The sequence below is a fragment of the Bordetella sp. N genome (assembly GCF_001433395.1).
GTDB lineage: Bacteria > Pseudomonadota > Gammaproteobacteria > Burkholderiales > Burkholderiaceae_B > Bordetella_C.
Window position 1 is genome coordinate 2445720 of sequence record NZ_CP013111.1, and the last position, 11112, is coordinate 2456831.

Sequence of the window (11112 nt, forward strand, 5' to 3'; positions counted from 1 at the left end):
GATCATTCCTTGGGCATGCTCGCGGCGAGACGGCGCATCGTGGTCTCGCGGCTGTCGATGATCCTGGTCCATTCGTCGCCGCTCAGGTAGGCCAGCACCGGCGCATCGTTGCCGGCTTTGCGCAGATATTCGGGATCCGCGAGCGTCGCCTTGATCGCCGCATCCAGCTTGGCCACGATAGCTGCCGGCACGCCGGCGGGAACCGCGAAACCGCGCTCGGCCGGCATCACGTCGTCGAAGCCCTGTTCGCGGGCCGTGGGAACGTTGGGAAATGAATGCGCACGCGCATCGCTCATCTGGGCGATGACCTTCAAGGGCACGGCCTCCTTGCCGGGGTCAGGCATTTCGCCGGTGGTCACCGCGGCAAAATCAATATAGCCGCCCAGCAGCGCCGTCTTGGACTGCGAGGTGCCGTTATAGGGAATGTCGTTCAGCTTCACCCCCGCCACGTTCTGCAGCTGCAAGAGCGCGAGATGACCGTTGGTTCCCACGCCGTTATGACCCACGGACAGCGAACCAGGCTTGACCTTGAGTGCGGCCACGACGTCGCCGAGCGTGTTATAGGGGCTATCCTGCCGCGTGACCAGAATGGTCGGATCGGACAGCACACGGGCGACCAATTGCAGCTTGCGCGGGTCGTACTGCGTTTTCTTGTACAAAGGCACGAATGCCATGGCCGGCAGGTTGACTACGCCCAGGGTATAACCATCCGGAGTGGCTCGGGCCACCGACGTATTTGAGATTTCGCTGGCAGCGCCGGGCCGGTTGACGATCACGAAGTTGGCTTTGCCGCCCAGATACTTCTGGATGAAGGGCATCATCGTGCGCGCCATGATGTCGGTTCCTCCCCCTGCGGCGAACCCCACATACACCTGGATCGGATGATCTTCCGGCCATTCGGCCAGCGCGGGCGCAGCAGTGACTGCCAGCAACAGCGCCAGCGCGGCGCGCAGGCGCCGGGGCGCCGGCACGGAAAGTCGGGACAGTATGGGTCGCATGGTTTTCCCCTTGATTTGACGGATTTGGGCGCGGCCCGGGCCAACCGCGCTTGGCTCTGATCGCCCGAGCCGTAAAGATACGCAGCGCCATGCCATGCAAAAAGCGACTTATTTTCACTACCCGGCAGTCGCGAAGCGACTATCATTCCCCGCATGACACTGAAGCAGCTTGAAGCCTTCTACTGGGCCGCCACGCTAGGGAGCTTTTCCCTCGCGGCCACGCGGCTGCACGTTACGCAGTCATCCCTGTCCAAACGAATCGCTGAACTGGAGGATGACCTGGGCAGCGTGCTGTTCGACCGAACGGGCCAGCGCGCGATTCCCACTGACGCCGGGCTGCGCCTGCTTGACCATGCCGCCCACATGCTGGAAGTGGAAAGCCGCATTCGCAGTGACGTGGGGGGTGGTCCAGTACGTGGATCGAGCCGCTTCGGCATCAGCGAGCTGATCGCCGCGACGTGGTTTCCAAATTTTGTCGCGCGGGTACAGCTGGAACATCCCCACCTTACGTTGGAGCCACAGGTCGATCTCACGAACGGGCTGCTGCGCAAGCTTGAGCGGGGTGAACTGGATTTCGCCATCATCCCGGGGCCCGCTGCCTCGCCCGCGCTGTTGAGCGAAAAGATAGGCGAATTGGAGTACTGCTGGATGGCGGCGCCTCAGCGCCTGGCGAAAGGTACGACCCTGACGGCTCATCATTTCCAGGAGCATCCGGTGATCACCCTCAGCCCGGAGGCCGGGCTCGCGCAGGCCTTCGAGCGTTGGCTCGCGGCGCAGGAGCTGCAAATACCGCGCGCCTTGACCTGCAACAGCCTGACCGCGCTTATTGCCCTGGTCACTGCGGGACTGGGAATCAGTTTTTTCCCACGCCGTTACGTCGAACCGTACGTGCGGGCCGCCAAGCTGGTTGAACTGAAGAGCGATCCGCCGCTGCCCCGCCTGGCCTACTGTTTCCATTGGCGCGCGGCCGATACGCGGATGGCGGTGACATCGCTACGCACGATCAGCCGGGAGACCGCCGATTTCACGCTCACCGCGCCGCTCGTTCCCGCGACGTAACAGCGCTATCGGCCCCCAGACAACGGCAAATCGCGCGCACGTTTTTGTCCCGCAGCGGTGGGCCGGCGTCTCATGCTGGCAACAGGCATCTGGTATGGTTGCGGAAAGCGCCGCACTGTCGCGGTAGCGGTGCTTTGCTCCCGGTGCTTTGATCCCGGTTCTCCACCCCTGTTTTTTCGCCTTAACCGGCACGAGGTGTCCTCATGCAACGCGATTTCGATCTAGTAGTCACCATTCTCGGCGCGTTCCGCGACGCCGACGCGGCAACGCTCACCGGCCGGGAAGTCACCCAGGCCGTGCAAGAACTGGCTGAAGGCGACCTGCCCGCGCCGGTCGTCGAGCACCACCTGGAAATCCTGGCTGACGCAGGTCTGGCCAAGAAGCTGACGGAAGGCCCCACGGGCCAGGACGCCGTGTGGCGCATTACCTGGAAGGGCTATGACGCCCTGGAACAGGACGATGAGGACGAAGAGGAAGAAGAGGAAGACGACGACCTCGAGTACGACGAAGAGTAAGCACGAATACTCGGTATTGAAGTAGACCGGCCCCCGCGGAACGCATGTCCGCGGGGGCCGGTTTTTTATCGCCTGCGCCGTTTACTTCGTCGCCGTGCAGTAGTCCGGATCCTTCAGGCTCACCGCATCGACCTTGCCGTTGTCCAGCAGTTGCACATAGGGACATTGCATGGTCTTGCCTTTGATCTGGGTCGTCTCCATCTGCACTTTTTCCGAGTACTCGTGGGATATCTCGCCCGTCCGGGTGTCGCGCAGATAGACTTCCATATGCACCCGGTCCCAGGAATCGGGCGGCTCGTTCTCGCAGTCCGCGGGGTTGCGCTGAAGCAGCCGGTCACCCGCGTTCCAGGTCGCGTCCGGATATTCGACGTGGCCATTGCGGTAGGTCGGCATCACGTAGCAGTAGCGCATCTGGCCCTTGATACGCACGGGCTGGTAAAAGCTCTCGCCCTGCTCGACCTGGACCAGCTCCTTGCCCTTCCACTTGGCGATGGTCACGTAGTGATCGCAGCAGCTGCCACGCTGGAAATCCCAAATCAGCTTGTTGGCTGCATCGAAGTTAGGCGACGTCATGTTCTCCATGGCGGCGCTGACGTCGTCGAACTTGCCCGTGGCGGGATCGTAGATCCACGCACTGGTGGGAATATTGGGACCGGCGGGCAGGAACTGGCCCAAGGTCAGGTCGGGCCAGCCGTCGAAATTGATGTCGTCGGTCTGCGGCACAAAGATGCGGCAGGTGCCCTGCGAATCCGTCGGCAGCGTCTGCACCAGCTGGCCGTCGTTGTACAGACGGATCTGCGTTACGTGCGGCACGTCCGTGGCGCAGTCACCCGAGGAAGCGGGCATGCGATCAGCGGCCAGGCGGACTTCATAGGGGAAGGCATGCGCGCCGGACGTCACGCTCAGGGTCAGCGGCAAGCTACGCTTGCCATCCGGGCTGGCCCAGGTCCCCGTCCAGCCGGCGCCATCGGGGCGCATATCCCAGCGCCCTGTCACCGGGTGCTCTTTGCCGGACGTGCTCTGGTCGTATTCCTTCATGGCCGTGCCATTGGCCTGCCACGTCCCATCGAGGCGCAGCTTCAATATCTTGTTGGCGTCACACGGTTCGTAGCAGTAGTTGCCGGACACGTGGTCGGCGACACGCTGCAGGCTGACGCGGATATTCCGGTTGCCGATCTTGCCCTGATAGTCCGCCGCCCAGGCGGGGAATTCGACGGTGGCCGTGCTGGCTGCCGGCTTGGCGGCAGCGGGCGCCGTCTGATGCGCGTCCGGCGCCGCATGCGCGGTTGGCGCGAGGGCAGCCAGGGTCAGCAGCATGAAGGCGGCACCCGTGCGGGTAAGCCCTTTGATCAAACGGCTGGAACGATTCGCGGCCAGGCGAAACTTGTCCAGGCCGGCGCCAAGACGGCGGCGAGATGTAGCGTTGCTCATGGATGAATATCGTTGTTGTGGTTGAGCATGGGGATATATCACGCCACCACAACGGAGAGTCCGACAAATTGTCAGCGACATTACGGGCGCGCGCCGCAACGTCGCTGACGCATAGGAAAACCTGGGATCGATCGTCCGGCCCAAGCTTTCCGAATGCTTACTTCTTCGCGTCAGGCTTCAGGATGTCATGCCATTTCTGCGTCTGGTCGGCGATGAAAACCTTGAAATCCGCCGGGCTGTTGCCACCGGCATCGGCGCCTATGGTTTCCAGTATCTTTTTCATCTGCGGATCCTGCAGGATCTGCTGGACGTCCTGGTACAGCGTCTTCTGCACGTCAGCCGGCGTGCCGGCCGGCACCATCAAGCCATACCAGGTGGCGAAGGTGTAGCCCGGCAGCCCTGCCTGGTCGATGGCCGGGATGCCCGGAAAGAAGCTGCTCGGTTTCTCGCTGCTGACGCCCAGCGCGCGCACGGTGCCGGCGCGGATCTGCGCGATGGCCGAGCCGCTGGTTTCCAGCGCCATCTGGATCTGGCCGGAGATCAGGTCCGCCATCATCGGCGCGCCGCCCTTGTAGGGCACGTGCGAGATGTCGATCTTCGCCATTGAACGGAACAGCTCGCCCGCCAGATGCTCCGTGCTGCCGATGCCAGCCGAACCATAGTTCAGCTTGCCCGGGTTCTTTTTCGCGTAGTCGATCAGCTCCGGCACGGTCTTGACCGGCAGGTTGTTGTTGACGATCAGCAGATTGGGCGACGACGCCACGATGGTGATGGGCGCGAAATCTTTCTGGAAATCGTAGGTCAGCTTGTCGTAAGTCGACGGCGCAATGGTGTGCGCGATGGTCGCCAGGAACAAGGTATAGCCATCCGGCTGCGAACGCGCCACATAGGCGGCGCCGATGGTGCCGCCGGCACCGGCGCGATTGTCCACGATGACAGGCTGCTTCAGCTTTTCGCTGAGCATCTGCGCCAGCGGACGACCCACCATGTCCGTGGTGCCGCCGGGCGGGAAAGGAATCACCAGGGTGATGGGCTTGTCGGGCCAGGCGGCCTGTGCGCCAGCCGCGGCGGCACACAGCAGGCCACCAGCCAATAGCTTCGCCAACGGCGATATGCCGAATTTCATTTTTTGACTCCTCCAGCGGGGACGCGGTCTTCAATCGTTGTTAGAACTTCCTCTGGCTGTACCGCCATTTAGGAAAGCATGTAGGACGCGAACCTGAGGGCGGATTGTATACCTTGGTGTGCGAAGCGCGAATGCCCGGTTGTCAGCGCCGCCCAGGCAAGAAAAAACCCCTGGGTCGCAGGGGCGTCCCAGGGGTCTTGTGGTGGGTTCAGCGAACCCGGCGCGGCGGCGCTGACGCCCCCGCGTTATCGACGGTCAACCGTCAGCTCACGCCGACAGCCGATCCTCGATGGTCTTCTTGGTGCGCGGCAGCGCGGCCGGCAGGCCTTGCTTGAGCTGTTCGAACAGCTCCGCGTGCAGTTCCAGCTCTTTCTGCCAGTCCTGCTTTTCCACCGAGCTGACTTGCTCGAACTTGGCGCGGCTGAAATCCAGGCCGGTCCAGTCCAGATCTTCGTAGCGCGGCGACACGCCGAACACGTGCTCCTGGCCTTGCGCCTTGCCTTCGATACGGCCCAGCATCCACTTCAGCACGCGCATGTTCTCGCCGAAGCCCGGCCACACGAACTTGCCGTCCGGACCCTTGCGGAACCAGTTGACGCAGTAGAAACGCGGCAGCGTGGCGCCGGTCTTTTCCAGCTTCTGGCCCAATTCCAGCCAGTGCTGGAAGTAGTCGCTCATGTTGTAGCCGCAGAACGGCAGCATGGCGAAGGGATCGCGACGCACCACGCCTTGCTGACCGGCAGCGGCGGCGGTGGTTTCGGAGCCCATGGTGGCGGCCATGTAGACGCCCTCTTCCCAGTTGCGCGCCTCGGTCACCAGCGGCACGGTGGTGGAACGGCGGCCGCCGAAGATGAAGGCATCGATGACCACGCCTTCCGGGTTTTCCCATTCGTCGTCGATGGACGGGCACTGCGAAGCCGGCGCGGTGAAGCGGGCGTTCGGATGCGCGGCCTTGCGGCCCGTTTCCTTGCCGATCGCCGGCGTCCAATCCTGGCCCTGCCAGTCGATCAGGTGCGCGGGCGCCTGCTCGGTCATGCCTTCCCACCAGACATCGCCGTCATCGGTCAGCGCGACGTTGGTGAAGATGCAGTTGGCGTTCAGGGTGGCCATGGCGTTGGGGTTGGTCTTCTCCCCGGTGCCCGGCGCCACGCCGAAATAGCCGAATTCCGGATTGATGGCGTGCAGACGGCCATCGGCGCTGGGCTTGATCCAGGCGATGTCGTCACCGATGGTGGTGACCTTCCAGCCGTTCAGGCCTTCCGGCGGAATCAGCATGGCGAAGTTGGTCTTGCCGCAGGCCGACGGGAACGCCGCCGCGACGTGATGCTTGCGACCTTCCGGCGTGGTCACGCCCAGGATCAGCATGTGTTCCGCCATCCAGCCTTCATCGCGGCCCATCGTGGACGCAATGCGCAGGGCGAAGCACTTCTTGCCCAGCAGGGCGTTGCCGCCGTAGCCCGAGCCGTAGCTCCAGATTTCGCGCGTGGCGGGGTAATGCACGATGTACTTGGTCGGATTGCACGGCCAGGCCACGTCGGCTTCGCCGGCGCCCAGGGGCTTGCCGACGGTGTGCACGCACGGCACGAATTCGCCGTCGGCGCCAAGGACGTCATAAACCTTCTTGCCCATGCGCGTCATGATGCGCATGCTGACCACCACGTAGGGGCTGTCCGTCAGTTCGACGCCGATGTGGGCGATGTTCGAACCCAGCGGGCCCATCGAGAACGGCACCACGTACAGCGTGCGGCCGCGCATGCAGCCGTCGAACAGGCCGTTCAGCGTCTCGCGCATTTCAGCGGGCGCGGCCCAGTTGTTGGTGGGACCGGCATCCTCAGCCTTGTCGGTGCAGATGAAGGTGCGGTCTTCGACGCGCGCCACATCACCCGGATCGGACAAGGCCAGATAGGAATTGGGACGCTTCTGTTCGTTCAGCTTGCGCAGCGTGCCGGCCGCGACCATCTGCGCACACAGGCGGTCGTTCTCTTCCTGAGAGCCATCGCACCACACCACGCTTTCCGGCTTGGCGAGCGCCACGAACTCCGCCACCCAGTCGACCAGGCGGCGGTTCTGTACATAAGTCGGCACATTGAGCGCAGCCTGAGGGCCATCGAAGGGTCGGTTCATTGTCTCGTCTCCAAATAGATATTTAAAAGATAGGAATCAAGGCCAGCCCGTGGGCTGAAATAAAAATTGGGTACCGCAAATGGCAACGCGACGGCCGCAATGGGTTGCAACAAGGGCCGGTTCGACATTTCGCCATGTGGATTAGAGAGCCATCATACCCGGGCAGGGAGCGGCGGCGTCAACCCATCCTCATGGGCGAATGGAGGGCAACCAGACTCGAAAGTCGATTTCCCGGGCGGGCGTGCCCGCGAGGATAGACGCCATCGGACGGCATTTTGGTGTCAATTTAAGGCAACTCGTCACGAAATTGTCATCACACCGGGCTATTGGTGTCGCACCTGCATGCTCCCCCCCGTGCGAATTATTTCTGAATATCCCACCTTATGACTCTGCCTGCCGCTCAAAGCCGGCTGCTTTCCCTTTCCGCCGGCCCTGGCGGACTGATATGCGCCTTCCGTTTCCAAGCCAATCAAGCCCCTGCCCGGCTCAGTTGGCATGAAGTCCAGAGCGCCCCGCCGGCGCAGGACGGGACTTTCCACTGGATACACGCCAAAACGGCGGACAGCCGCATCCAGGATTGGCTGGAACACGGCGCGGATGTGCCGGAGGAAGCGCGCGCCTTCCTGGCCGGCCGCGACACCCGTCCCTGTCTGCACATGTCCGAGGATGGCGTCCATGGCCTGCTGGTGGACCTGAAAATGGACGCCGAGGCCGAGGACGCCGAAAAAGGCGTGCTGCATTTCTTTTTGAATGACGGCCTGTTGATCACGGTGCGCACGCGGGCGTTGCAATCCACCGACCGCCTGCGCCGCCGGGTCGAAGACGGACGCGGCTACGGCTGCACCACGGCCTTGTTCGGCGATCTGCTGGAATGCCTGGGCGAAGGCTATGCCGCGCGCCTGGAAAGCTTGACCGATGACGTCGACGATATCGAGTCATCCGTCCTGTCCGACCGGCGCGAGCGCGACCGTGGCGCGCTTAGCGCGGTGCGGCGGCAGCTGGCCGAGCTGCGGCGCCAGGTCCACCCGGAGCGTCACATGTTGGGACGCCTGCCCGCCATGCGCCAGGCCTGGGCCGAAGCCGAGGCCCTGGATCATCTGGCCCAGGGTGTCGACACGCTGAGTCATCTGTCCGCGGCCATCGATGCCCTGTACGAACGGGCCAAGCTGCTGCAGGAAGAAATCGCGGCGCAGATGTCGGAAGAGATGAACCGCAATCTGCTGGTGCTGTCCGTGCTGACCGCGATGCTGATGCCGGCCACGCTCCTGTCCGGGATTTTCGGAATGAACGTGGCCGACCTGCCAGGCTTGCAGACACCGGGGGCCTTCTGGTGGATCCTCGGTGGCATGGTGGCGCTGGGCCTGGGGACGCTGGTATTTCTGAAACGATTACGACTCTGGTAATGCCGCCACGCCCCGCGCGGCTTATTCCATGCGGATGTCTTCTTCCTTGATCAGGCGCTTGTTGCTTTCGTACTCGTCCTTGACCTGTTTCTTGAAGGCCTCACCCGTGCCCGTGCCCGGCTGCAGATAGTATTTCTTCAACATTTCCTGGTACTGCGGCGTGACGATGGCCTTGTCGATCGCCGCTTGCAGCGCCTGCGCGACTTCCGGCGTCATATTGGCCGGCGCGAACAAGCCGAAGTTCGAGAAGTACTGGATCTTGGGCAGGTTGAGCTCAGCCATCGTCGGCACCTTGGGCCAGGCTTCCAGACGCGTCGGCGCCATCACCGCCAGCGGCTTCAGCGCGCCCGACGCGACATGCGGCAGCAGCACGTCGGTATTGAGCACCAGCAGATCCACCACGCCGGACAGGCCGTCCGGCAGCGCCTGGCTGCCGCCGCGATACGGCACCTGCATCATCTTGATGCCGGCCTGCTTGTTCAACGCGGCCATGCCCAGGTGGGCCACCGAACCCAGGCCCGGCACACCGAAGGTGACCTTGCCGGGATTGTTCTTGGCGTACGCGACCAGCCCGGCGAAGTCATCGACCTTCAACGCCTTGGTCGCGACGATGGCCACGGGACCCACGCCGACGCTGGCGATCGGCGTCAGGCCTTTGATGGGGTCGTAGGGCGTGCTCGTCAGGTTGGGGAAGATGGTGATGGGGCTGGTCGACGCCAGCAGCAGCGTGTTGCCGTCCGGCTTGGCGCGCGCCACGAAATCCGTGCCCAGGCTGGCGCCCGCGCCCGGCTTGTTTTCGACGATGACCGTCGCCCCGGTGGCGCGCAAGGCTTCACCCAGGCCACGTGCCAGCGTGTCCGCGGTGCCGCCGGCGGTATAGGGCACGACCAGCGTGACCACCTTGCCTGGCCAGGCCGCCTGCGCATGAGCCGTCGAAGCGGCCGCGGCCAGGGTCATCGCGCCCAGGACTTTTCCCCACGTCATCATCTTGTTCATGGTTATCTACTGATCAAAGAGTGGCGCCCCACGGCCGACTGCCGCGGGGGTAATGCTCAGCGCGTGGTGTTCACGCGAGGTACCGCTGCACCAGCCGGATCCAATACGAGGCGCCGACGGGAATGAGGTTGTCGTTGAAGTCGTAGCTGCCGTTATGCAGCGCACACGGTCCCAGCCCATGGCCAGTGTGGCGGTGCTCGCCCTCCCCCGCGCCCAGGAAGACATAGCAGCCGGGCTTGTCCTGCAGGAAGAAAGCGAAGTCCTCCGACGCCATGACGGGGTCGACCACGTGCGTATTCTTTTCACCGACGACTTCGCGCATGACATCCAGGCAGAAGTCGGTTTCGGCCTGCGAATTGATGAGCGCGGGATAGCGGCGTTCGAAATAGACGTCCGCCTGGCAACCGTGCGCGGCGGCGATGGGCGCGGCGATTTCATTGAGGCGGCGTTCGATCAGGTCGACCACGTCGGCGCTGTAGGCACGGATGGATCCGCCCAGCCAGACGCTGCCGGGGATGATGTTGGTGGCGTTGTTGCCGGCCTGCACCTGGGTGATGGAGATCACCGCGGCGTCGAGGGGGCGCTTGTTGCGGGTGAGGATGGTCTGGATGGCGGTACCGATGGCGAACAGCGCGGGCACGGGATCGGCGCAATCCTGCGGTGCCGCGGCATGGCCGCCGCGACCGGTGATGGTGATCTTGAAGGCATTGGCGGACGCCATCAGCGGACCCGCGCAGACGTTGAAGCTGCCGGCCGGCATGCCTGGCCAGTTATGGATGCCGAAGATGGCTTGGGCGGGGAAGCGTTCGAACAGCCCTTCTTTCATCATGGCGCGGGCGCCGGCGCCGCCGTTCTCTTCAGCCGGCTGGAACACGAAATACACCGTCCCGTCGAAGCCGCCCGCCAGTTTCAAATGCTTTGCGGCGGCTAACAACATGGCGGTGTGGCCGTCATGGCCGCAGCCGTGCATTTTTCCTGGAACCTGGGATTTGTGTTCGAAATCGTTGTCCTCGGGCATCGGCAATGCGTCCATGTCGGCGCGCAGCATGATGGCCTTGTCCGACGTGCCGCACTTGAGCACGCCGACCACGCCGGTCTTGGCGATGCCCGTGTGGACCTCGATACCGCATTCCGTCAGATAGTCCGCGACGACCTTGGCCGTGCGCACTTCCTCGTATGCCGTTTCGGGGTGCGCGTGGAGGTCGCGGCGGATGGCGACGATGTCTTCCAGATTACCGAGTTCGATCACTTCTTCTTGTCCCTGTCTGACTTGTTTATTAAATGTCCCCATTAATTGATGGGGATTATCACACGCAGTTGACGGCGAATTGAATGCGCTCCGATCGGGGTTATCCCCTGGTTTTACGGGCTTCCATGACGTGGAGCTTGTATTGCTGCGGCGCAAATATTTCCCTGTTATTTGGGGCCGCCCAGATCCGCCGCCCCACGGCAAGAACCCG

9 protein-coding genes are annotated in these 11112 nt (G+C 63.3%); 3 read left to right on the forward strand and 6 right to left on the reverse strand.

Features of this window, described 5'->3' with window-relative positions:
- Nucleotides 1–2: 2 nt before the first annotated feature.
- Complete coding sequence (locus tag ASB57_RS10335; protein WP_057652158.1) at nucleotides 3–998, reverse strand: tripartite tricarboxylate transporter substrate binding protein; 996 nt, start codon at nucleotides 996–998, stop codon at nucleotides 3–5.
- A 153-nt stretch (nucleotides 999–1151) separates the two neighbouring features.
- On the opposite strand from ASB57_RS10335, the gene ASB57_RS10340 reads away from it, so the two are divergent.
- Both ASB57_RS10340 and ASB57_RS10345 read left to right on the forward strand, forming a co-directional pair.
- Complete coding sequence (locus tag ASB57_RS10340; protein ID WP_057652159.1) at nucleotides 1152–2057, forward strand: LysR family transcriptional regulator; 906 nt, start codon at nucleotides 1152–1154, stop codon at nucleotides 2055–2057.
- A 203-nt stretch (nucleotides 2058–2260) separates the two neighbouring features.
- Nucleotides 2261–2572 carry a helix-turn-helix transcriptional regulator gene (locus tag ASB57_RS10345; protein ID WP_057652160.1) on the forward strand — a complete coding sequence of 104 codons (312 nt, stop codon included), beginning with the start codon at nucleotides 2261–2263 and terminating at the stop codon, nucleotides 2570–2572.
- A gap of 81 nt (nucleotides 2573–2653) precedes the next feature.
- Here ASB57_RS10345 and ASB57_RS10350 read toward each other — a convergent pair whose 3' ends face one another.
- The 3 genes from ASB57_RS10350 to ASB57_RS10360 form a co-directional block, all read right to left on the reverse strand.
- Nucleotides 2654–4003 (reverse strand): hypothetical protein, encoded by a 1350-nt coding sequence (locus ASB57_RS10350; RefSeq protein WP_057652161.1) that lies wholly within the window; start codon nucleotides 4001–4003, stop codon nucleotides 2654–2656.
- A 157-nt stretch (nucleotides 4004–4160) separates the two neighbouring features.
- Nucleotides 4161–5129 carry a tripartite tricarboxylate transporter substrate binding protein gene (locus tag ASB57_RS10355; protein ID WP_057652162.1) on the reverse strand — a complete coding sequence of 323 codons (969 nt, stop codon included), beginning with the start codon at nucleotides 5127–5129 and terminating at the stop codon, nucleotides 4161–4163.
- Nucleotides 5130–5396: 267 nt separating this feature from the next.
- Nucleotides 5397–7253 (reverse strand): phosphoenolpyruvate carboxykinase (GTP), encoded by a 1857-nt coding sequence (locus ASB57_RS10360; RefSeq protein ID WP_057652163.1) that lies wholly within the window; start codon nucleotides 7251–7253, stop codon nucleotides 5397–5399.
- 383 nt (nucleotides 7254–7636) lie between these two features.
- Here ASB57_RS10360 and ASB57_RS10365 point away from each other — a divergent pair, with 383 nt between their 5' ends.
- Nucleotides 7637–8656, forward strand: a complete 1020-nt coding sequence (locus ASB57_RS10365; protein WP_057652164.1) for a CorA family divalent cation transporter — start codon at nucleotides 7637–7639, stop codon at nucleotides 8654–8656.
- Nucleotides 8657–8677: 21 nt separating this feature from the next.
- Here ASB57_RS10365 and ASB57_RS10370 read toward each other — a convergent pair whose 3' ends face one another.
- Nucleotides 8678–9652, reverse strand: coding sequence for a tripartite tricarboxylate transporter substrate binding protein (locus tag ASB57_RS10370; RefSeq protein ID WP_057652165.1), 975 nt, complete (start codon nucleotides 9650–9652; stop codon nucleotides 8678–8680).
- Nucleotides 9653–9722: 70 nt separating this feature from the next.
- Nucleotides 9723–10901 carry a M20 aminoacylase family protein gene (locus tag ASB57_RS10375; RefSeq protein ID WP_057652166.1) on the reverse strand — a complete coding sequence of 393 codons (1179 nt, stop codon included), beginning with the start codon at nucleotides 10899–10901 and terminating at the stop codon, nucleotides 9723–9725.
- Between the last annotated feature and the right edge of the window lie 211 nt (nucleotides 10902–11112).

Bases quoted from the DNA above. Each gene is read 5' to 3' on its own strand.
- ASB57_RS10365 (WP_057652164.1), top strand. From the start codon at position 7,637: ATGACTCTGCCTGCCGCTCAAAGCCGGCTGCTTTCCCTTTCCGCCGGC.
- ASB57_RS10360 (WP_057652163.1), bottom strand. From the start codon at position 7,253: ATGAACCGACCCTTCGATGGCCCTCAGGCTGCGCTCAATGTGCCGACT.
- ASB57_RS10350 (WP_057652161.1), bottom strand. From the start codon at position 4,003: ATGAGCAACGCTACATCTCGCCGCCGTCTTGGCGCCGGCCTGGACAAG.
- ASB57_RS10370 (WP_057652165.1), bottom strand. From the start codon at position 9,652: ATGAACAAGATGATGACGTGGGGAAAAGTCCTGGGCGCGATGACCCTG.
- ASB57_RS10335 (WP_057652158.1), bottom strand. From the start codon at position 998: ATGCGACCCATACTGTCCCGACTTTCCGTGCCGGCGCCCCGGCGCCTG.
- ASB57_RS10345 (WP_057652160.1), top strand. From the start codon at position 2,261: ATGCAACGCGATTTCGATCTAGTAGTCACCATTCTCGGCGCGTTCCGC.
- ASB57_RS10340 (WP_057652159.1), top strand. From the start codon at position 1,152: ATGACACTGAAGCAGCTTGAAGCCTTCTACTGGGCCGCCACGCTAGGG.
- ASB57_RS10355 (WP_057652162.1), bottom strand. From the start codon at position 5,129: ATGAAATTCGGCATATCGCCGTTGGCGAAGCTATTGGCTGGTGGCCTG.